Origin of the sequence: Pseudomonas sp. OV226, from assembly GCF_003148705.1 — a bacterium.
In the GTDB taxonomy this organism is placed as follows: Bacteria; Pseudomonadota; Gammaproteobacteria; order Pseudomonadales; family Pseudomonadaceae; genus Aquipseudomonas.
On record NZ_QGGS01000004.1, the window covers coordinates 231,737 to 251,095 of the forward strand.

24 protein-coding genes are annotated in these 19,359 nt (G+C 60.7%); 18 read left to right on the plus strand and 6 right to left on the minus strand.

The features are described 5' to 3' along the window. Window positions 1-4 precede the first annotated feature (4 nt). The 4 genes from C7534_RS09580 to pilG form a co-directional block, all read right to left on the minus strand. The gene (locus tag C7534_RS09580) at window positions 5-2,062 is read right to left on the minus strand and encodes a methyl-accepting chemotaxis protein (protein WP_109785622.1); all 2,058 of its coding nucleotides are present in this window, start codon (window positions 2,060-2,062) and stop codon (window positions 5-7) included. A 137-nt stretch (window positions 2,063-2,199) separates the two neighbouring features. Further along, a complete protein-coding gene (locus C7534_RS09585) occupies window positions 2,200-2,733 on the minus strand; it encodes a chemotaxis protein CheW (protein WP_109785623.1) in 534 nt (177 codons plus the stop codon). 10 nt (window positions 2,734-2,743) lie between these two features. After that, complete coding sequence (gene pilH, locus C7534_RS09590) at window positions 2,744-3,109, minus strand: twitching motility response regulator PilH (RefSeq protein WP_008068134.1); 366 nt, start codon at window positions 3,107-3,109, stop codon at window positions 2,744-2,746. Window positions 3,110-3,166: 57 nt separating this feature from the next. Continuing rightward, window positions 3,167-3,571 carry a twitching motility response regulator PilG gene (pilG, locus tag C7534_RS09595; protein WP_027926573.1) on the minus strand — a complete coding sequence of 135 codons (405 nt, stop codon included), beginning with the start codon at window positions 3,569-3,571 and terminating at the stop codon, window positions 3,167-3,169. 223 nt (window positions 3,572-3,794) lie between these two features. Here pilG and gshB point away from each other — a divergent pair, with 223 nt between their 5' ends. The 7 genes from gshB to C7534_RS09635 all read left to right on the plus strand — a co-directional run bounded on the left by gshB (window position 3,795) and on the right by C7534_RS09635 (window position 9,818). Next, the gene (gene gshB, locus C7534_RS09600; protein WP_046029757.1) at window positions 3,795-4,748 is read left to right on the plus strand and encodes a glutathione synthase; all 954 of its coding nucleotides are present in this window, start codon (window positions 3,795-3,797) and stop codon (window positions 4,746-4,748) included. Between the two features lie 77 nt (window positions 4,749-4,825). Beyond that, on the plus strand, window positions 4,826-5,725 hold the full coding sequence (locus tag C7534_RS09605) for an energy transducer TonB (RefSeq protein WP_077431107.1): 900 nt from the start codon (window positions 4,826-4,828) through the stop codon (window positions 5,723-5,725). A 192-nt stretch (window positions 5,726-5,917) separates the two neighbouring features. After that, window positions 5,918-6,490 carry a YqgE/AlgH family protein gene (locus C7534_RS09615; protein ID WP_046029751.1) on the plus strand — a complete coding sequence of 191 codons (573 nt, stop codon included), beginning with the start codon at window positions 5,918-5,920 and terminating at the stop codon, window positions 6,488-6,490. Continuing rightward, a complete protein-coding gene (gene ruvX / locus C7534_RS09620; protein ID WP_109785624.1) occupies window positions 6,490-6,927 on the plus strand; it encodes a Holliday junction resolvase RuvX in 438 nt (145 codons plus the stop codon). The genes C7534_RS09615 and ruvX overlap by 1 nt, the downstream gene beginning before the upstream one ends. A gap of 88 nt (window positions 6,928-7,015) precedes the next feature. After that, window positions 7,016-7,519 carry a bifunctional pyr operon transcriptional regulator/uracil phosphoribosyltransferase PyrR gene (gene pyrR / locus C7534_RS09625; RefSeq protein ID WP_046029746.1) on the plus strand — a complete coding sequence of 168 codons (504 nt, stop codon included), beginning with the start codon at window positions 7,016-7,018 and terminating at the stop codon, window positions 7,517-7,519. 26 nt (window positions 7,520-7,545) lie between these two features. Next, window positions 7,546-8,550, plus strand: a complete 1,005-nt coding sequence (locus tag C7534_RS09630; RefSeq protein WP_046029744.1) for an aspartate carbamoyltransferase catalytic subunit — start codon at window positions 7,546-7,548, stop codon at window positions 8,548-8,550. Further along, complete coding sequence (locus tag C7534_RS09635) at window positions 8,547-9,818, plus strand: dihydroorotase (protein WP_109785625.1); 1,272 nt, start codon at window positions 8,547-8,549, stop codon at window positions 9,816-9,818. Before C7534_RS09630 ends, C7534_RS09635 begins: the two co-directional genes overlap by 4 nt. An 87-nt stretch (window positions 9,819-9,905) precedes the next feature. Here C7534_RS09635 and C7534_RS09640 read toward each other — a convergent pair whose 3' ends face one another. Next, entirely contained in the window at window positions 9,906-10,337 is a 432-nt protein-coding gene (locus tag C7534_RS09640) for an NINE protein (RefSeq protein WP_046029742.1), read from the minus strand. A 250-nt stretch (window positions 10,338-10,587) separates the two neighbouring features. Between C7534_RS09640 and C7534_RS09645 the strand changes: the two genes are divergently transcribed. Further along, the gene (locus C7534_RS09645; protein ID WP_046029741.1) at window positions 10,588-11,208 is read left to right on the plus strand and encodes a C40 family peptidase; all 621 of its coding nucleotides are present in this window, start codon (window positions 10,588-10,590) and stop codon (window positions 11,206-11,208) included. A gap of 65 nt (window positions 11,209-11,273) precedes the next feature. Here C7534_RS09645 and C7534_RS09650 read toward each other — a convergent pair whose 3' ends face one another. Beyond that, window positions 11,274-12,308: a type IV pilus twitching motility protein PilT gene (locus C7534_RS09650; protein ID WP_046029740.1), complete on the minus strand. Its 1,035-nt coding sequence runs from the start codon at window positions 12,306-12,308 to the stop codon at window positions 11,274-11,276. Between the two features lie 57 nt (window positions 12,309-12,365). Between C7534_RS09650 and C7534_RS09655 the strand changes: the two genes are divergently transcribed. The 10 genes from C7534_RS09655 (at window position 12,366) to C7534_RS09700 (ending at window position 19,357) form a co-directional block, all read left to right on the plus strand. Beyond that, entirely contained in the window at window positions 12,366-13,052 is a 687-nt protein-coding gene (locus C7534_RS09655) for a YggS family pyridoxal phosphate-dependent enzyme (RefSeq protein WP_046029739.1), read from the plus strand. A gap of 36 nt (window positions 13,053-13,088) precedes the next feature. Next, window positions 13,089-13,907 (plus strand): pyrroline-5-carboxylate reductase, encoded by an 819-nt coding sequence (proC, locus tag C7534_RS09660; RefSeq protein WP_109785626.1) that lies wholly within the window; start codon window positions 13,089-13,091, stop codon window positions 13,905-13,907. A 24-nt stretch (window positions 13,908-13,931) separates the two neighbouring features. Then, a complete protein-coding gene (locus C7534_RS09665; RefSeq protein WP_046029737.1) occupies window positions 13,932-14,519 on the plus strand; it encodes a YggT family protein in 588 nt (195 codons plus the stop codon). Then, window positions 14,519-14,809: a DUF167 domain-containing protein gene (locus tag C7534_RS09670; RefSeq protein WP_109785627.1), complete on the plus strand. Its 291-nt coding sequence runs from the start codon at window positions 14,519-14,521 to the stop codon at window positions 14,807-14,809. Before C7534_RS09665 ends, C7534_RS09670 begins: the two co-directional genes overlap by 1 nt. 178 nt (window positions 14,810-14,987) lie before the next feature. After that, window positions 14,988-16,127, plus strand: coding sequence for a homoserine O-succinyltransferase MetX (metX, locus tag C7534_RS09675; protein WP_109785628.1), 1,140 nt, complete (start codon window positions 14,988-14,990; stop codon window positions 16,125-16,127). Between the two features lie 7 nt (window positions 16,128-16,134). Further along, window positions 16,135-16,755, plus strand: a complete 621-nt coding sequence (gene metW / locus C7534_RS09680; RefSeq protein ID WP_046029734.1) for a methionine biosynthesis protein MetW — start codon at window positions 16,135-16,137, stop codon at window positions 16,753-16,755. A gap of 26 nt (window positions 16,756-16,781) precedes the next feature. Then, a complete protein-coding gene (locus tag C7534_RS09685; RefSeq protein ID WP_109785629.1) occupies window positions 16,782-17,216 on the plus strand; it encodes a DUF4426 domain-containing protein in 435 nt (144 codons plus the stop codon). Continuing rightward, window positions 17,213-17,809, plus strand: coding sequence for an RdgB/HAM1 family non-canonical purine NTP pyrophosphatase (gene rdgB / locus C7534_RS09690; protein ID WP_109785630.1), 597 nt, complete (start codon window positions 17,213-17,215; stop codon window positions 17,807-17,809). Before C7534_RS09685 ends, rdgB begins: the two co-directional genes overlap by 4 nt. Continuing rightward, on the plus strand, window positions 17,806-19,011 hold the full coding sequence (gene hemW / locus C7534_RS09695; RefSeq protein WP_109785631.1) for a radical SAM family heme chaperone HemW: 1,206 nt from the start codon (window positions 17,806-17,808) through the stop codon (window positions 19,009-19,011). The genes rdgB and hemW overlap by 4 nt, the downstream gene beginning before the upstream one ends. A 22-nt stretch (window positions 19,012-19,033) precedes the next feature. Beyond that, window positions 19,034-19,357: a DUF3392 domain-containing protein gene (locus C7534_RS09700; protein ID WP_046029728.1), complete on the plus strand. Its 324-nt coding sequence runs from the start codon at window positions 19,034-19,036 to the stop codon at window positions 19,355-19,357. Window positions 19,358-19,359: the final 2 nt, after the last annotated feature.

Genomic DNA, 19,359 nt, shown 5'->3' on the forward strand with positions numbered 1-19,359 from the left:
CGGTTCAAGCCTTGTCCGCCGCCTGCGCCTTGGCGGCCGGCAAGGTGAAACCGGACACCGAACGCCTCAGCTGACTGGCCATTTTAGCCAGGTTGCCGATGCTCTCGGCAGTGGCGGTGGAACCGGACGAGGTCTGCGAGGTGATCTGTTGAATCACGTTCATCGTCAGGGAAATCTGCCCGGCCGAAGACGTTTGTTGCTGCGCAGCATTGGAAATACTCTGGATCAACGCCGCGAGGGTCTTCGATACGCCTTCGATTTCTTCCAGGGCCACACCGGCATCCTGCGCCAGACGCGCTCCCCGCACCACTTCGGTGGTGGTCTGCTCCATGGAAATGACCGCTTCGTTGGTGTCCGTCTGGATCGCCCGCACCAGGGTTTCGATTTGCCGGGTCGCGGCGGATGAACGCTCGGCCAGGCGCTGGACTTCGTCGGCCACCACGGCAAAACCGCGCCCGGCGTCACCGGCCATCGATGCCTGGATCGCCGCGTTGAGCGCGAGTATGTTGGTCTGGTCGGCAATGTCATCGATCAGGCTGACAATGTCGCCAATTTCCTGGGAGGACTCGCCCAGACGCTTGATGCGCTTGGCGGTGTCCTGAATCTGCTCGCGAATGTTGTCCATGCCGTGGATGGTGTTGTGCACCACTTCGTTGCCCTTGTTGGCAATTTCCACCGAACGCTCGGCCACCGCTGACGACTCGGCGGCATTGGCCGAGACCTGATCGATGGACTGGGCCATGTCGTTGATCGCCGTCGAGGCTTCGGAGATCTGCTGCGCCTGATGCTCCGAGGCTTGTGCCAGGTGCATGGCGGTGGCCTGGGTTTCCTGCACGGCGGCGGCCACCTGGCCGGCAGTGAGGTTGATGGTCGCCACCAGGTCGCGCAATTGGTCCACGGAATAGTTGATCGAGTCGGCAATGGTCCCGGTGAAGTCTTCGGTCACCGAGGCGGTGACGGTCAAGTCGCCGTCGGCCAGGTCTTCGATTTCGTCCAGCAGGCGCATGATCGCGCTCTGGTTACGTTCGTTCTTTTCGGCGGTTTCCCGAAGCTGACGATTGGTTTCGCGCACCATCACCATCCCTATCAGAATGATCGACATCAGCGCCAGCAGGCCCAGCACGTAACCGCCGATGGTGTCGGTATTGCGCCCGCCGGCAAGGTTTTCGAACCCGGTGGCCAAGTGCGAGGCTTCATCGAGCAAGGTTTGCGACAGGGTAAATATGTTGGTGGCCGACTCGCGGACCTTGAACAATTCGGGGGAGGTTTCGAGGATTTCATCCACCGAGCCCGAGACGAATTCAAACAGCTCGGAAATCTCGCTCAAGCGAGCGCGAGCATCGCGGTCCTCGACCTGGCTGATTCTCAGCGCCACATTGCCCTGAAGCATGCCGTTGAGCACCTGGCCGAAACACGCGGCATCGCGGCCGAAGGCGTCGGCGGCCTGCTGCGAGTTTTCGTCGCCGGACAGCACGGTGTTCACCGCGCCCAAAATGCGCTCGGCCAGCAGCGATTGGCGCTGGGCCATCGCCACCTGCGCGGCCGGTGCGCCGCGTTGCAGGAGGATTTCGACGACTTTCTCGTACTCGACCTGCAACTGCGGCACGGTTTCGGCCAGGGTCGCCGCGACCTGATGCAGCGACAGCACCGTCTGCTCGCTGGAGAGAATGGCGTCGGTGTTTTTCAGCAAGCGTTCCCAATCGAGCTGCACGGCGCGCATTTCCGGGCGCACGGTGGTCGGCGCTGGCGGCAGGCCGGTGGCCGGGTCGCCCTTCTTCAGGTATCCCCAACGCAGGGCAAAGTCGTTGCGCGCATCACTGAGCAACTTGAACGCGGCCGCTTTGCCAGCGGCAGCTTCGGTGGCATTTTTGGCGATGCGCTGGGACAGCACGCGCAGCTCGCCGGCGTGGCCGATGTACTGTTTGTCGTACGTGGCTTGGGTATTGAGGTAAGCGAAATTGGCGAACAGCAGCATGATGAACACGATCAGCGCGATAAACAGCACGATGATCTGCGAACGGCTGCGCGATCCTTCTGGCTTGCCTGTTTGTGCTTTTGTCATCGGTCCTCGCCTGTCCTGCCCAATTCACTACTCGCCCTTGTAGGAGCAGGGCTTGCCCGCGATGGCATCACCCCGGTCCAAAGTGAGACCGCGCCGTCTGCATCGCGGGCAAGCCCGGCTCCTACAGGGTCCGGGGATTACACCGCTACATGCATAAAGCTTTGTGACTGCGCCAGCGCAAACGGGCTGAACACCTGCCAGGCCTGCTCTCGCTGAAACCGGCCTTTGACGAAGCCCGACATTGGCCCGTTCAAATGATCTGCCGGCTGCAGGCTGTCCTGGGCAAAGTGCTGCAAGCCGAAGACTTCGTCGACCAGCAACCCGGCAAAAATTTCGTTATGTTCCACCACCAACACGCGCCGCTGCTTGCGCACAGCCGAGGCTTCGTGGCCAAAAAAACCACCCAGGTCCATGATCGGCAGCAATCGCCCACGCAAGTTGGCCACCCCTTTGACCCAGGGTTTGACGCCCGGCAATTGGGTGAAGCGCGGTTCATGCAGGACTTCGCTGACTTCGCCCATCGGCGCGACGTACCAGTCCTCGCCCAAGCGGAAACCAATGCCGCTCCAGCTGTCCTGTCGGGTCGGCTGGGACGGTAAATCCGCCGCCAGCAGACGACAGCGCTGATCGATCTGCAGCAGCAGCTCGAAAGCCGTCAGCGATTCAGTCATGGGCGGACGTTCAACCGGCCAGCACGTTGTTCAGGGTTTTGATCAGGGTTTCTTCGTCGACCGGTTTGGTCAGGTAATCCTTGGCCCCCTGGCGCGTGCCCCAGACCTTGTCGGTTTCCTGATCCTTGGTGGTGATGATGATCACCGGGATGTGCCCGGTTTCCGGGTCTTTGGTCAGCTGGCGAGTCGCCTGGAAGCCGTTGAGGCCAGGCATGACGATGTCCATCAACACGGCGTCAGGTTTTTCCTGACGGGCCAGGGCCACGCCGTCGGCGCCGTTCTCGGCTTTCAACACTTCGTGACCGTGCTTTTCCAGCATGCCGGTCAGTTTGTACATTTCGGTCGGCGAATCATCGACGATCAGAATACGAGCCATGGTCTTCCCCATTCTTGTCGACACCGGGCCCGCTGGCCGAGCGTCACTGTGCGTGTCCTACTGCGGCAAAACGGCGGCGAAGCCCGGAACATGGGCCTGGATCGCGTTCAGCAGTTCTTCCTTGCTGAAAGGCTTGGTCAAAAACTGGTCGGAGCCAACGATGCGCCCCTTGGCCTTGTCGAACAGCCCGTCCTTGGACGACAGCATAATCACTGGCGTGGACTTGAACGCACTATTGTTCTTGATTAAAGCGCAGGTCTGATAGCCATCCAGACGCGGCATCATGATGTCGACAAAGATGATGCCGGGATGGTTATCGGCAATCTTGGCCAGCGCATCGAAACCGTCGATGGCCGTAATGACTTCACAACCCACATTCTTCAACAGCGTTTCGGCGGTGCGACGAATCGTCTTCGAATCGTCGATCACCATGACCTTCAAGGCGCTGGAATGCTGATCCATAAATGCTCTACCGTCGCCTTTGCGAAACAAATTGTCCGTTTGCGCTCGAAACCCTTGATACTCAAGGGCCAGCATGACATGGCAGCCTTTTTAGCACAGTCTCCAAAACCAATCTATCGGCCGACTTGCACGATGGTTTTTCCTTGACCGGGAACACACTCAGCGCCACTCTGACGCCACTTTTTCATGTCCATTCGGACCACCCAAATTCGAGGAAAAACCCATGAGCGTTCGCGTCGGGATTGTCATGGACCCCATTGCCAGCATCTCCTATAAAAAGGATAGCTCGCTGGCCATGCTGCTGGCCGCGCAGAAGCGCGGCTGGGAACTGTTCTATATGGAACAGCGCGATTTGTACCAGGGCGAAGGCCAGGCTCGCGCGCGGATGCGTCCGCTGCAAGTGTTCGCCAACCCGGAAAAATGGTTCGAACTGGGCGCCGAGAGCGATGCGCCGCTCAGCGATCTGAACGTGATCCTGATGCGCAAGGATCCACCGTTCGACATGGAGTTCGTTTACTCCACCTATTTGCTGGAACAAGCCGAAAGCGCCGGCGTGCTGGTGGTCAACAAGCCGCAGAGCCTGCGTGACTGCAACGAAAAACTGTTCGCCACGCTGTTCCCGCAATGCACGCCGCCGACCGTGGTCAGCCGTCGCGCCGATGTGCTGCGTGAATTCGCCGCCAAGCACGGCGACGTGATCCTCAAGCCGCTGGACGGCATGGGTGGCACGTCGATCTTCCGTCATCGCGCTGGTGATCCGAACCTGTCGGTGATCCTGGAAACCCTGACGGCGCTGGGCGCCCAGCAGATCATGGGCCAGGCGTACCTGCCGGCGATCAAGGACGGCGACAAACGCATCCTGATGATCGACGGCGAGCCGGTGGATTACTGCCTGGCGCGCATTCCGGCCGCCGGAGAAACCCGTGGCAACCTCGCCGCCGGTGGTCGTGGCGAAGCCCGTCCATTGACCGAGAAGGATCGCTGGATCGCGGCACAAGTGGGCCCTACCCTGCGTGAAAAAGGTCTTTTGTTTGTTGGCCTGGACGTGATCGGCGAGCATCTGACCGAAATCAACGTCACCAGCCCGACCTGCATCCGCGAAATCGATAACGCCTTTGGCACCGACATCGGCGGCCTGCTGATGGATGCCATCGATCAGAAGCTCAAGGCTCGCTGATATAGAACAGTCTAAGGACCCCCAACATTGCGTTATCATGCGCGGCCTGTGAAAAACGCGATGTTGGTTTTCTTGCCATGACCCTCCCGTCCGATCTGCCTGCTGAACTCGCCCATCGTGGCGTGCGCCCGGCCGATCGCCTCGGTTTTACCCTGTTTCTCGCGGCGTTGATTCACCTGGCCTTGCTGTTGGGCGTCGGCTTTACGATGGTCGAACCCAAAACCATCAGCAAAACCCTGGAAATCACCCTCGCCACCTTCAAAAGCGAAAAGAAGCCCGAAAAAGCCGATTTCCTCGCCCAGGAAAATCAGCAAGGCAGCGGCACCCTGGATAAAAAAGCGATTCCCAAGACCACCGAGGTCGCGCCGTTCCAGGACAACAAAGTGCAGAAAGTCACGCCACCGCCCGCCGCCAAGCCTGAAGTACAGGAAGCAGCGCCCAAGGCAGCCGTGACTACCGTCGCACCCCAACCTAAAAAAGCGCCGGCCAAGAACGAAGAGGTCAAGCCACAGGCCAAGCCTGCCGTGGCCGCGCCGACGTTTGACAGTGCCCAGCTGTCCAGCGACATCGCCAGCCTCGAAGCGGAACTGGCCAATGAACAACAGCTGTACGCCAAGCGCCCGCGCATTCACCGCTTGAGCGCGGCTTCGACCATGCGCGACAAAGGCGCCTGGTATAAGGACGAATGGCGCAAGAAGGTCGAGCGCATCGGCAACCTCAATTACCCCGACGAAGCCCGACGCAAGCAGATTTACGGCAATTTGCGCTTGATGGTTTCGATCAACCGGGACGGCTCGTTGTATGAAGTGCTGGTGCTGGAGTCGTCCGGGCAGCCGCTGCTGGATCAGGCGGCACAGCGGATCGTGCGGCTCGCGGCCCCGTTTGCGCCGTTTACCGGGGATCTGTCGGACATCGACCGCCTGGAAATCATCCGCACCTGGAAATTTGCCCGCGGCGACCGCCTCTCGAGCAATTGAACACTGCATATCCCCCTGTGGGAGCGGGCTTGCCCGCGAAGAGGTCGGCACATTCAGCATAAATATCGACCGACCTGACGCCTTCGCGGGCAGGCCCGCTCCCACAATGATCTCTGTTGCCGGGGAAAATCGGGGCATTTCCCGTGCATCCCCAGCTTGTCAGTTCGCCCCTCCAACGCCACACTAGCGCTCATGAAGAATGTCAGCCCCAGCTACCTCAAGCATCACTTCCTGATCGCCATGCCTCACATGGCCGACCCGAACTTTGCGCACACCTTGACCTACATCGTCGAGCACACGGCCAATGGTGCCATGGGGCTGGTGATCAACCGCCCGCAAGACCTGAACCTGGCCGAGATCCTTGAGCAACTGCGCCCGGACATCGAGCCCCCACCGCTGTGCCGGCATGTGCCGATTTTCATCGGCGGCCCGGTGCAGACGGATCGCGGTTTTGTCCTGCACCCCAAAGGGCAGAGTTATCAGGCGACCGTTGATCTGGAAGGCGATCTGTCCCTGTCCACCTCTCAAGACGTACTGTTTGCCATTGCCGACGGTGTCGGCCCGGCGAAAAGCCTGATTGCCCTCGGCTACGCCGGTTGGGAAGCCGGGCAACTGGACGCCGAACTGGCTCAGAACGCCTGGCTGACCTGCCCGTTCGACGCCGACATCCTGTTCAACACCAGCAGCGAATTGCGTCTGGAAGCGGCGGCCAAGCATCTGGGCGTCAACCTCAGCCTGCTCACCAGCCAGGCGGGGCACGCCTGATGGCCCTGCGCCTGATATTGGGTTTCGACTACGGCACCAAACAGATCGGCGTCGCGGTCGGGCAGGTGATTACCGGCCAGGCCCGCGAGTTGTGTACGTTGAAAGCGCAGAACGGCGTTCCGGACTGGAATCAGGTCGAAGCCCTGATCAAAGAATGGAAACCCGACGCAGTGGTGGTGGGCCTGCCCTTGAACATGGATGGCACCCAAAGCGACATGTGCCTGCGCGCGGAAAAATTCGCCCGCCGTCTCAACGGCCGCTACAACCTGCCTTTCTATACCCACGATGAACGCCTGACCACGTTTGAAGCCAAAGGCGAACGACGTGATCGTGGCGGGCAAAAAGGCAGTTACCGCGACAACCCGGTGGACGCCATCGCCGCCGCCCTGCTGCTGCAAGGCTGGCTCGACGAAAACACCGCATTGTTCGAATCCTGAAGAGGCGCAGCAAGCGTCTCTACTTAGCGACAACCCGAGCCAGGCGTCACACCCGCAGAACCCGGCTCGGGCCCAAGAAGGAGCAACCATGAGCCTGCCCAATCCCGCCGAACTGATCAGCCAGATGGCGATCCGTCTCAAGGCACACCTGGAACACCGTGGCATCAGCGAACCGCGTTATATCGGTATCCGTACCGGCGGCGTCTGGGTCGCCCAGGCGTTGCTCGAAGAACTGGGCAGCGATTCGCCGCTCGGTACGCTGGACGTGTCCTTCTACCGCGACGACTTCAGCCAGAACGGCCTGCACCCACAGGTTCGCCCGTCGGCACTGCCATTCGAGATCGAAGGCCAGCATCTGGTGCTGATCGACGACGTGCTCATGAGCGGCCGGACCATCCGCGCTGCCATGAACGAACTCTTCGACTACGGCCGCCCGGCCAGCGTAACGCTGGTCTGCCTGCTGGACCTGGACGCCAGCGAACTGCCGATCCGCCCGAACGTGGTTGGCGCGACGCTGTCGCTGGCCGCCCATGAACGAGTGAAGCTTTCCGGCCCCGAACTCAAGCTTGAACTGCAAGACCTCGCCCTTTAATCCGCCCTATTGAGAGTCCCCTCGCGATGACGCCTCTAGATACCAAGCGCCCGCTGCAGCTCAATGATCAGGGCCAGCTGCGCCACTTCCTCTCGCTCGACGGTTTGCGCCGCGAGCTGCTGACGGAAATCCTCGACACCGCTGACTCGTTCCTCGAAGTCGGCGCCCGGGCCGTGAAGAAAGTCCCGTTGCTGCGCGGCAAGACCGTGTGCAACGTGTTCTTCGAAAACTCGACCCGCACTCGCACCACCTTCGAACTGGCGGCCCAGCGGCTGTCGGCGGACGTGATCACCCTGAACGTGTCGACCTCGTCGGCGAGCAAGGGCGAAACCCTGCTCGACACCCTGCGCAACCTGGAGGCCATGGCCGCCGACATGTTCGTCGTGCGCCACGGCGACTCCGGCGCCGCGCACTTCATCGCCGAGCATGTGTGCCCGCAAGTGGCAATCATCAACGGCGGCGACGGCCGTCACGCGCACCCGACGCAGGGCATGCTCGACATGCTCACCATCCGCCGGCACAAGGGTGGTTTTGAAAATCTCTCGGTGGCCATCGTCGGCGACATCCTGCACTCGCGGGTGGCGCGCTCGAACATGCTGGCCCTGAAAACCCTGGGTTGCCCGGACATCCGCGTGATCGCGCCGAAAACCCTGCTGCCCATCGGCATCGAGCAATACGGCGTGAAGGTTTACACCGACATGACCGAAGGCCTGAAAGACGTCGACGTGGTGATCATGCTGCGCCTGCAGCGCGAACGCATGGCCGGCGGCCTGCTGCCGAGCGAAGGCGAGTTCTACCGCCTGTTCGGCCTGACCACCGCACGCCTGGCCGGGGCCAAGCCCGATTGCATCGTCATGCACCCGGGGCCGATCAACCGTGGGGTGGAAATCGAGTCGGCGGTGGCCGACGGCCCGCACTCGGTGATCCTCAACCAGGTCACCTACGGTATTGCGATTCGTATGGCCGTGCTGTCCATGGCCATGAGCGGGCAGACTGCGCAACGTCAATTCGAGCAGGAGAACGCCCAGTGAAGCTCAGTATTCTCGGCGCCCGCGTGATCGATCCAGCCACGGGGCTGGATCAAGTAACCGATATCCACATTGAAGCCTGCAAAGTCGTCGCCCTTGGCGCTGCGCCAGCCGGTTTTGTCGCCGTCGACACAATCGACGCCCATGGCCTCGTGGCTGCTCCCGGCCTGGTTGACCTGAACGTCGCCCTGCGCGAGCCGGGTTACAGCCGCAAAGGCTCGATCATCAGCGAAACCCGCGCAGCAGCCGCCGGTGGCGTCACCAGCCTGTGCTGCCCGCCGAAAACCAAACCGGTGCTGGACACTTCGGCCGTGGCCGAACTGATCCTCGACCGCGCGCGTGAAGCCGGCAACACCAAAGTGTTCCCGATTGGCGCCCTGAGCAAAGGCCTGGACGGCGAACAGCTTGCCGAGCTCGTTGCGCTGCGCGATGCCGGTTGCGTGGCCTTCGGCAATGGCCTGGAGAGCTTTCGCAATACCCGCACCCTGTGCCGGGCGCTGGAATACGCGGCGACATTCGACCTCACGGTGATTTTCAATTCCCAGGACCATGATCTGGCCGAAGGTGGCCTGGCCCATGAAGGCCCGACCGCCAGTTTCCTCGGCTTGCCGGGCATACCGGAAACCGCGGAGACCGTGGCCCTGGCCCGCGATCTGTTGTTGGTTGAGCAGAGCGGCGTGCGCGCGCACTTCAGCCAGCTCACCAGCGCTCGCGGCGTGGCCCTGATCGCCCAGGCCCAGGCCCGCGGGCTGCCGGTGACCGCCGATGTCGCCCTGTATCAGCTGATCCTGACGGATGAAGCCTTGATCGACTTCAGCAGCCTCTATCACGTCCAGCCACCGCTACGCACCCGCGCCGACCGCGATGGCCTGCGCGAGGCAGTGAAATCGGGTGTGATCTCGGCCATTTCCAGCCATCACCAGCCACACGAGCTGGACGCCAAACTGGCGCCGTTCGGCGCCACGGAGCCGGGCATCAGCAGTGTTGAATTGCTGCTGCCGTTGGCGATGACGCTGGTGGAGGATGGTTTGCTCGACCTGCCGACGTTACTGACACGCTTGAGCACCGGCCCGGCCGAGGCCTTGCGCTTGCCGGCAGGTCGTTTGGCGGTCGGCGGGCCGGCGGACATCGTGCTGTTCGACCCGACAGCGTCGACGGTGGCGGGTGAAACCTGGTTGTCCAAGGGTGAAAACTGCCCGTTCATCGGGCATAGCCTGCCGGGCGTAGTGCGTTACACCCTGGTGGATGGGCGGATCAGTCACCAGGCATAAGACCGCGTGGCTACAATCGCGAGCAAGCTTTGCTCCTACGGGATTGTGTATGAACACCCTGTAGGAGCATGGCTTGCCAGCGATGGCTTACTGGAAAGCACCTCTGTTCTGAGCGTTACGCACGGAAACCTGGTCATTCAGTGTCCAGAAGTCATACAGCACCCCCACAAAGAACAACCCGCCCGTCACCAGGTACAGCAAGCCGCTGATCCACTTCCCCTGATACATCCGGTGCACGCCGAACACCCCTAGAAACGTCAGCAGAATCCACGCCACGTTGTACTCGATAGGCCCAGCGGTGAACCGAAGGTCAGCTTCACGGTCCATAGCCGGGATCAGAAATACGTCGATCAGCCAGCCAATCCCCAGCAAACCAAAGGTGAAGAACCAGATCGTCCCGGTCACAGGCTTGCCGTAATAGAAGCGGTGGGCCCCGGTAAAACCAAAAATCCACAGCAGATACCCGATCACTTTGCTGTGAGTATCCTGATGCGCGGCCGACTGTTGATAGCTGTTCATGAATGACCTCGATTCACACGATAGAGAAATATTCTTTAAATCTTTGTGACTTTTTTACAGGTAGCCGACGTATGGCAAATGCTACCGTGGGTCCCGTCAAAGCCTTATAGCACCTGACTTCTGTCCGACAATTGCGTCAATCTGCCGCTTGTTTGGTTCAAATGGCCACCAGGTTGAATCGACCAACGGCCTCGGAAGGGTAAAAAAAGCTGTTATAAAGTTGCGCGTTCACCCATTCGAGCCCTGCCTAATGCGTCCATTTTTCAAGACATGGCTAACCATTTGCCTTTTGATGCCACTGGCCGCCCACGCCACCAATCGTGAGCAACGTCTTCCAAACGTTAATGGTTACACCCCAAAATCCCATGCTTCTGCTCCTTCGAACAAAAGCAAACAAACTGCAAAACTGTCGAGCGAACCGAGCAACGCCAACAGCAAACTTGTACCGCCGATGGCGAGCAAGGAAAGCAGCAATGTGCTGAGCCGCGCCGTCAACGTCCTCGGTACTCCCTACCGTTGGGGCGGCAGTAGCCCAAGTAAAGGGTTCGATTGCAGTGGCCTGGTGAAATACGCGTTCAACGACGCTACGTTTGACCTGCCGCGCACTTCCAATGCCATGGCCAGCGGTCATGGCGAGAAAGTCGATCGCGACGAACTGAAGCCCGGCGACCTGATTTTCTTCAACATCAAAAGCCGTCGAGTCAATCACGTTGCCATCTACCTGGGCAATGACCGCTTCATCCACGCGCCCCGCCGTGGCAAGTCGGTGAGCATCGATACGCTGAAGAAACCGTACTGGGAAAAACACTACGTGGTTGCCAAGCGGGTTCTGCCAAAAGAACCGAATCAGATGCGCGTCGTACAGCGCTGATGAAATCCCGGGCCTGACCCGGGATGATCACTCCCACGCTCTGTGTGGGAGCGATCACCTCCTCCTCAGAAGTTATCCGGCGACCGCGCCTTATCCCGCGCATGCTCGCGACTGATCAAGCCCTTGGTCACCAACTCCTTCAAGCACATATCCAGCGTCTGCATCCCCAGCGATCCTCCCGTCTGAATCGATGAGTACATCTGCGCCACCTTGTCCTCGCGGATCAGGTTACGGATCGCCGACGTACCCAACATGATCTCGTGCGCCGCAATCCGCCCGCCGCCGATCTTCTTCACCAGTGTCTGCGACACCACCGCCAGCAACGATTCCGACAGCATCGACCGCACCATCGACTTCTCATCCCCCGGAAACACATCCACCACCCGGTCGATGGTTTTCGCCGCTGACGTGGTGTGCAGCGTGCCAAACACCAGATGCCCGGTCTCGGCAGCGGTCAGCGCCAGGCGAATGGTCTCCAGGTCCCGCATCTCCCCTACCAGAATCACGTCCGGGTCTTCGCGCAGGGCCGAGCGCAGGGCCGTGGCAAAGCTGCGCGTATCGCGATGCACCTCGCGCTGGTTGATCAGGCATTTGCGCGATTCGTGGACAAACTCGATCGGGTCTTCGATGGTGAGGATGTGGTGATGGCGATGGCTGTTCAGGTAGTCGATCATCGCCGCCAACGTGGTGGACTTGCCGGAACCGGTCGGCCCGGTGACCAGCACCAGCCCGCGCGGCGCATCGGTGATCTTGCGAAACACCTCGCCCATGCCGAGGTCGTCCATGCTCAGAACCTTCGATGGAATGGTCCTGAACACCGCCCCGGCGCCACGGTTCTGGTTAAACGCGTTCACCCGAAAACGCGCCACACCAGGCACTTCGAATGAGAAATCGGTTTCCAGGTGTTTCTCGAAGTCCACCCGCTGGGTGTCGTTCATGATGTCGTGGATCAGTTCCTGTACCTGTTTGTGATCCAGGGCCGGCAGGTTGATGCGCCGTACATCGCCGTCGACACGGATCATCGGGGGCAGGCCAGCTGACAAGTGCAGGTCGGATGCGCCCTGTTTAGCGCTGAAAGCCAGCAGCTCAGTGATATCCATAGCGCTCCTCAATTCCAGTAGAATGCCGCGAACCTTCAGACCGCTGGCGCACATTGAATGTCCACGATAGCAGACAACATTGCTCAGGTTAGTTCACGCATCCGCGCCGCCGCCCTGGCTGCCGGGCGCGATGAGCACAGCGTTCAACTGCTGGCCGTGAGCAAGACCAAACCCGCCGAAGCCGTGCGTGAAGCCTATGCCGCCGGCCTGCGCGACGTTGGCGAGAATTACCTGCAGGAAGCCTTGGGCAAACAGCTCGAACTGGCCGACCTGCCCTTGATCTGGCACTTCATCGGCCCCATTCAATCGAACAAGACTCGCGCTATCGCCGAGCACTTCGACTGGGTGCACTCCGTGGATCGCTTGAAAATCGCACAACGCCTGTCCGAACAACGCCCTGCCGATTTGCCGCCACTGAACATCTGCATCCAGGTCAACGTCAGCGGTGAAGCCAGCAAATCCGGCTGCACCCCGGCCGACCTGCCGGCCTTGGCCAATGCCATCAACGCCTTGCCTCGCATAAAGCTGCGCGGGCTGATGGCAATTCCCGAGCCGACTGAAGATCGCGCCGCCCAGGATGCCGCTTTTGCTGCCGTGCAGCACTTGCAAGCCAGCCTGAACCTGCCGCTCGACACACTTTCCATGGGCATGAGCCACGACCTTGAGTCGGCCATTGCCATGGGCGCCACCTGGGTCCGCGTTGGTACGGCCCTGTTCGGCGCCCGCGACTACGGCCAGCCTTGAAACCCTGGCTGACACCACTCTTTATAAGGACCTGACATGAGCAAAACCCGTATTGCCTTTATCGGTGCCGGCAACATGGCCGCCAGCCTGATCGGCGGCCTGCGCGCCAAAGGTCTGGACGCTGCGCAGATCCGCGCCAGCGATCCCGGTGCCGAAACCCGCGCCAAGGTCGCTGCCGAACACGGCATCGAAGTATTCGCCGACAATGCCGACGCCATTCAAGACGCCGACGTGGTCGTCCTGGCGGTCAAACCTCAGGCGATGAAAGCCGTGTGCGAAGCGATTCGCCCAAGCCTGAAGCCCAATCAACTGGTGGTGTCGATTGCCGCTGGCATCACCTGCGCCAGCATGAACAACTGGCTCGGCGCCCAGCCGATCGTGCGCTGCATGCCTAATACCCCGGCGCTGCTGCGTCAGGGCGTGAGTGGTTTGTTCGCCACGGCCCAAGTGAACGCCGATCAACGCCAGCAAGCCCAAGAGTTGCTGTCGGCTGTCGGCATTGCCCTGTGGCTCAACGAAGAACAGCAACTGGACGCCGTCACTGCGGTGTCCGGCTCCGGCCCGGCGTACTTTTTCCTGCTGATCGAAGCCATGACCGCCACGGGCGTGAAGCTAGGCCTGCCAGCAGACATCGCCGCACAACTCACCCTGCAAACCGCGCTGGGCGCCGCGCACATGGCGGTCGCCAGCGATGTCGATGCCGCCGAACTGCGTCGTCGTGTAACGTCGCCTGCGGGCACCACGGAAGCTGCGATCAAGTCGTTCCAGGCCGGCGGCTTCGAAGCCCTGGTCGAAACGGCACTCGGCGCCGCCGCGCATCGCTCGGCCGAAATGGCTGAGCAACTTGGTCGCTAATCAGCTCTTACAAAGGATTCAATAATGCTAGGACTCAATGACGCTGCCGTTTTCATCATTAAAACCTTGGGCAGCCTGTACCTGCTGATCGTGCTGCTGCGCTTCATCCTGCAACTGGTCCGGGCGAATTTTTACAACCCGCTCTGCCAGTTCATCGTCAAAGCCACCCAACCGCTGCTCAAGCCACTGCGCCGGGTGATCCCGAGCATGTTCGGGCTGGACATGTCGTCGCTGGTGCTGGCGCTGATCCTGCAGATGCTGCTGATGGCGGTCATCCTCACGCTCAAAGGCTTCGACGTTGACTGGCTGCTGTTGGTGCCATGGTCGATCATTGCGCTGTTCTCGCTGTTCTTGAATGTGCTGTTCTACGCCATGATCATCAGCGTGATTCTGTCCTGGGTCGCCCCGGGCAGCCACAATCCGGGGGCTGAGTTGGTCGGCCAGATCACTGAGCCGGTACTCGCGCCGTTCCGCCGCATCATTCCGAACCTGGGCGGCCTCGATATTTCGCCGATCTTCGCGTTCATCGCGATCCAGCTGCTGCAAAGCTGGCTGATCCCGCGCCTTGCGTTCTATGCGTTCATGCCGCAGGGCCTGCTTGGCCTGATCTGATGAGCTACTACCGCTGGGACGGTGACGACCTGATTCTGGAGTGTCACCTGCAACCGGCCGCCCGCAGCGATGATTTCTGCGGGCTGCATGGGGATCGCCTGAAAATCCGCCTGACCGCACCACCGGTCGAAGGCAAGGCAAATGCTTACCTGATGGCGTTTCTGGCCAAGGCGTTTGGGGTCTCCAAGAGCCAGGTGAGTTTGATCAGCGGTGAGCTGAACCGGCAGAAACGGGTGCGGATCTGTTCGCCGAAGAAGCTGCCGGAGTTGCCCGGATTGGCCCGACCTTGATCGTTCCCACGCTCCGCGTGGGAATGCAGCCTGTGACGCTCCGCGTCACCGCCGAAGCAGACGCGGAGCGTCCATTGAGGCATTCCCACGCAGAGCGTGGGAACGATCATGGGTAGTCGCTTGCTGCTAGGGGCAGCGGTCTTTAGACTTACGCCTCATTTCAACGAGAGCAGGGTCGATGCCAACTGCCTTTCCCCCCGATTCTGTTGGTCTGGTGACGCCGCAAGTGGCGCACTTCAGCGAACCCCTGGCCCTGGCCTGCGGGCGTTCGCTTCCAGCCTATGACCTGATCTACGAAACCTACGGCACGCTGAATGCCACGGCGAGCAACGCCGTGCTGATTTGCCATGCGTTGTCCGGTCATCACCACGCTGCCGGTTTTCACAGCCCCGACGACCGTAAACCCGGTTGGTGGGACAGCTGCATCGGGCCCGGCAAGCCGATCGACACCACCAAATTCTTCGTGGTCAGCCTGAACAACCTTGGTGGTTGCAACGGTTCCACAGGCCCGAGCAGCATCAACCCGGACACCGGCAAGCCCTTCGGCGCCGATTTCCCGGTGCTGACCGTGGAAGACTGGGTGCACAGCCAGGCGCGTCTGGCCGACCGCCTCGGCATCGGCCAATGGGCAGCAGTGATCGGTGGCAGCCTTGGCGGCATGCAGGCTATGCAATGGAGCATCACTTACCCCGACCGCATTCGTCACTGCCTGGCTATCGCCTCGGCCCCCAAGCTATCGGCGCAGAACATCGCGTTCAACGAAGTGGCGCGCCAGGCCATCCTCACCGACCCCGAATTCCACGGCGGTTCGTTCCAGGAAGCCGGCGTGATTCCCAAGCGCGGTCTGATGCTGGCCCGGATGGTCGGGCACATCACCTACCTGTCCGATGATTCGATGGGCGAAAAATTCGGCCGTGGCCTGAAAAGCGAAAAGCTCAACTACGATTTTCACAGCGTGGAATTCCAGGTCGAAAGTTACCTGCGCTATCAGGGCGAAGAGTTCTCCGGGCGCTTCGACGCCAACACCTACCTGCTGATGACCAAGGCGCTGGACTACTTCGACCCGGCAGCGAACTTTGATGATGACCTGGCGAAAACCTTCGCCAATGCCCAGGCCAAGTTCTGCGTGATGTCGTTCACCACCGACTGGCGCTTCTCCCCTGCCCGCTCGCGGGAACTGGTGGACGCGCTGATGGCCGCGAAAAAAGACGTCTGCTACCTCGAGATCGACGCCCCGCAAGGCCACGACGCCTTCCTGATTCCGATCCCGCGCTACCTGCAAGCCTTCAGCAACTACATGAACCGCATTTCGCTTTGAGGAAGACATGAGAGCCGATCTGGAAATCATCCAGGAATGGATCCCCGCCGGCAGCCGCGTGCTCGACCTCGGCTGCGGCGATGGCGAACTGCTGACCTGGCTGCGCGACCACAAGCAAGTCACCGGCTATGGCCTGGAAAACGACCCGGACAATATCGCCGAGTGCGTGGCCAAAGGCATCAACGTCATCGAGCAGGACCTGGACAAGGGCCTGGGCAACTTTGCCAGCAACAGCTTCGACATCGTGGTCATGACCCAGGCGCTGCAAGCCGTGCATTACCCGGACAAGATCCTCGACGAAATGCTGCGCGTTGGGCGCCAGTGCATCATCACTTTCCCCAACTTCGGTCACTGGCGCTGCCGCTGGTACCTGGCGAGCAAGGGCCGGATGCCGGTCTCCGAGTTTCTGCCGTACACCTGGTACAACACGCCGAACATCCACTTCTGCACCTTCGAAGACTTTGAGGCGTTGTGTCGCGAACGTGAAGCCAAGGTCATTGATCGGCTTGCCGTGGATCAACAGCATCGGCACGGGTGGGCCAGTAAGCTATGGCCTAATCTGTTAGGTGAGATCGGTATTTACCGCGTCAGCAGCCCCGGGCTGCAGGATCACAAGGTCGCTGTCTGAACCACGACATTCCAAGGAGAACGAATATGGGTCGTCTAGCGCTGTTTCTACTCACTGCCTGCCTGAGCGTCACGGCCATGGCCGCGGACGCCATCAAGGGCGATCGCCAGGAAACCTTTGGCGACGTGACGGTGCACTACAACACCTTCAACTCCACATTCCTGACACCGGACATCGCCAAATCGGCGGAGTTGATCCGCAGCAAGAACCAGGGCGTGATCAATGTTGCCGTGATCAAGGAAGGCAAGCCGCTGGTGGCGCAGGTGAGCGGCACGGTCAAAGACCTGACCAGCCAGAGCGTGCCCCTGCAATTCAAACAAATCACCGAACAAGGTGCGATCTACTACATCGCGCAATACCCGGTGGATCAGCAGGAAGTCCGCACCTTCGAAATCAAGGTGCAGAACGGTGACAAAATCAACACCATCAATTTCAACCAAGAGCTATTCCCCGGCGAATGATCAACTTCACGCAACTCGTATTGGCCAGCCATAACGCCGGCAAACTCAAGGAACTCCAGGCCATGCTCGGCGACTCGGTGCAACTGCGCTCGATCGGCGAGTTCAGCAGCGTCGAACCTGAAGAAACCGGCCTGTCGTTCGTCGAGAACGCCATCCTCAAGGCCCGCAACGCCGCGCGCATCTCCGGCCTGCCGGCGCTCGCCGACGACTCTGGGCTGGCAGTGGATTTCCTCGGCGGTGCGCCGGGTATCTATTCGGCTCGTTATGCCGATGGCAAGGGCGATGCGGCGAACAACGCCAAGCTGCTCGACGTCTTGAAAGACGTGCCCGAGGCCGAGCGCGGCGCGCAGTTTGTCTGTGTATTGGCACTGGTGCGTCACGCCGATGATCCGTTGCCGATCCTCTGCGAAGGCCTGTGGCACGGGCGCATCCTGACGGCGGCCAGCGGTGAACACGGTTTCGGCTATGACCCGCTGTTCTGGGTGCCGGAGCGCGATTGCTCCAGCGCCGAACTGAGCCCGAGCGACAAGAACCAGATCAGTCACCGCGCCCGTGCAATGGATCTGCTGCGCCAGCGTCTGGGCTTGAAATGACCCGTGAATCATCCGCGTCGCCGCTGATCTTCGGCGGTGACGCCCAATCGCCACGGGCGGCACTGCCCGTGCTCCCGCCCTTGGCGCTGTACATCCACATTCCGTGGTGTGTGCGCAAATGCCCTTATTGCGACTTCAACTCCCATACCGCCAGCCCGGTGCTGCCGGAAGAAGAGTACGTCGATGCGCTGCTGGCTGACCTCGATGAAGACTTGCACGCGGTTTACGGCCGCGAACTGAGTTCGATCTTCTTCGGTGGCGGCACGCCAAGCCTGTTCAGCGCCGAAGCCTTGGGCCGATTGCTCAAAGGCGTGGAACAACGCATCCCGTTTGCGCATGACATCGAAATCACCCTGGAAGCCAATCCGGGAACGTTCGAGCAAGACAAGTTCGTGGCGTACCGGAAACTGGGGATCAATCGCCTGTCGATCGGCATCCAGAGTTTTCAGGAAGAGAAACTCAAGGCCCTGGGGCGGATTCACAACGGCGACGAAGCGGTACGCGCCGCTGGCATGGCCCGTCAGGCCGGGTTCGATAACTTCAACCTGGACTTGATGCACGGCCTGCCCGATCAGTCCCTGGAAGATGCCCTGAACGACCTGCGTACCGCCATCGCCCTGAAACCGACTCATTTATCCTGGTATCAGCTGACGCTGGAGCCGAACACGGTGTTCTGGAACCAGCCACCGACACTGCCGGAAGACGACACCCTGTGGGACATTCAGGAAGCGGGTCAGGCGCTGCTCGCCGAACACGGTTACGCGCAATACGAAGTGTCGGCGTATGCCCAGCCGGGTCGCCCGGCGCGGCATAACCTCAATTACTGGAGCTTTGGCGACTTCATCGGTATTGGCGCGGGCGCCCACGGCAAGCTCAGCCATCCGCACGGGCGCATCGTGCGCACCTGGAAGACACGCTTGCCCAAGGATTACCTCAATCCGGCCAAAAGCTTCAAGGCGGGCGAGAAGGCGCTGACTAACGATGAGATGCCGTTCGAGTTCCTGATGAACGCGTTGCGCCTGACCGAGGGCGTCGAATCGCGACTGTATCCGGAGCGCACCGGGCTGAGCCTGGAAAGCCTTGCCGAACACCGTCGCGAAGCCGAACAAAGTGGCTTGTTGCAGGTCGAACCGTCACGTCTGGCGGCCACGACGCGCGGACAACTGTTTCTCAATGACTTGTTGCAGACATTTCTGAGCTGATTTCAGCCTTAAGGGAAAACGAATGGATTTGATACTCGACCTGCTCGCCACCGTGTCCCGCTGGAGCCGCAGCAACCTGTCGGAAATCGCCTTGGCCTTGGTGGGCTGTCTGCTGGTGCTGTTTGGTTCGGACTTCAAAGGTTGGGTCGAGCAACGGCTGGGCAGCATTGCCGGCGCCTTGCGCGTGCCACTGATGGCCCTGCTGTGCATGATCGGCAGCGGCGCCGCGCTGATTTACGCGACGCCATGGATCGTTCGCGGCTTGAGCCAGTTCAACAACTACAGCCTGGCCCCCGTGTTGCTGGTGGTGCTGGTGCTGATTGGTGTCGTGGCTGACCGCCGCTGACG

Coding starts and splice junctions, on each gene's coding strand:
- C7534_RS09580 (WP_109785622.1), bottom strand. CDS start 2,062: ATGACAAAAGCACAAACAGGCAAGCCAGAAGGATCGCGCAGCCGTTCG.
- C7534_RS09585 (WP_109785623.1), bottom strand. CDS start 2,733: ATGACTGAATCGCTGACGGCTTTCGAGCTGCTGCTGCAGATCGATCAG.
- pilH (WP_008068134.1), bottom strand. CDS start 3,109: ATGGCTCGTATTCTGATCGTCGATGATTCGCCGACCGAAATGTACAAA.
- pilG (WP_027926573.1), bottom strand. CDS start 3,571: ATGGATCAGCATTCCAGCGCCTTGAAGGTCATGGTGATCGACGATTCG.
- gshB (WP_046029757.1), top strand. CDS start 3,795: ATGAGCGTTCGCGTCGGGATTGTCATGGACCCCATTGCCAGCATCTCC.
- C7534_RS09605 (WP_077431107.1), top strand. CDS start 4,826: ATGACCCTCCCGTCCGATCTGCCTGCTGAACTCGCCCATCGTGGCGTG.
- C7534_RS09615 (WP_046029751.1), top strand. CDS start 5,918: ATGAAGAATGTCAGCCCCAGCTACCTCAAGCATCACTTCCTGATCGCC.
- ruvX (WP_109785624.1), top strand. CDS start 6,490: ATGGCCCTGCGCCTGATATTGGGTTTCGACTACGGCACCAAACAGATC.
- pyrR (WP_046029746.1), top strand. CDS start 7,016: ATGAGCCTGCCCAATCCCGCCGAACTGATCAGCCAGATGGCGATCCGT.
- C7534_RS09630 (WP_046029744.1), top strand. CDS start 7,546: ATGACGCCTCTAGATACCAAGCGCCCGCTGCAGCTCAATGATCAGGGC.
- C7534_RS09640 (WP_046029742.1), bottom strand. CDS start 10,337: ATGAACAGCTATCAACAGTCGGCCGCGCATCAGGATACTCACAGCAAA.
- C7534_RS09645 (WP_046029741.1), top strand. CDS start 10,588: ATGCGTCCATTTTTCAAGACATGGCTAACCATTTGCCTTTTGATGCCA.
- C7534_RS09650 (WP_046029740.1), bottom strand. CDS start 12,308: ATGGATATCACTGAGCTGCTGGCTTTCAGCGCTAAACAGGGCGCATCC.
- C7534_RS09655 (WP_046029739.1), top strand. CDS start 12,366: ATGTCCACGATAGCAGACAACATTGCTCAGGTTAGTTCACGCATCCGC.
- proC (WP_109785626.1), top strand. CDS start 13,089: ATGAGCAAAACCCGTATTGCCTTTATCGGTGCCGGCAACATGGCCGCC.
- C7534_RS09665 (WP_046029737.1), top strand. CDS start 13,932: ATGCTAGGACTCAATGACGCTGCCGTTTTCATCATTAAAACCTTGGGC.
- C7534_RS09670 (WP_109785627.1), top strand. CDS start 14,519: ATGAGCTACTACCGCTGGGACGGTGACGACCTGATTCTGGAGTGTCAC.
- metX (WP_109785628.1), top strand. CDS start 14,988: ATGCCAACTGCCTTTCCCCCCGATTCTGTTGGTCTGGTGACGCCGCAA.
- metW (WP_046029734.1), top strand. CDS start 16,135: ATGAGAGCCGATCTGGAAATCATCCAGGAATGGATCCCCGCCGGCAGC.
- C7534_RS09685 (WP_109785629.1), top strand. CDS start 16,782: ATGGGTCGTCTAGCGCTGTTTCTACTCACTGCCTGCCTGAGCGTCACG.
- rdgB (WP_109785630.1), top strand. CDS start 17,213: ATGATCAACTTCACGCAACTCGTATTGGCCAGCCATAACGCCGGCAAA.
- hemW (WP_109785631.1), top strand. CDS start 17,806: ATGACCCGTGAATCATCCGCGTCGCCGCTGATCTTCGGCGGTGACGCC.
- C7534_RS09700 (WP_046029728.1), top strand. CDS start 19,034: ATGGATTTGATACTCGACCTGCTCGCCACCGTGTCCCGCTGGAGCCGC.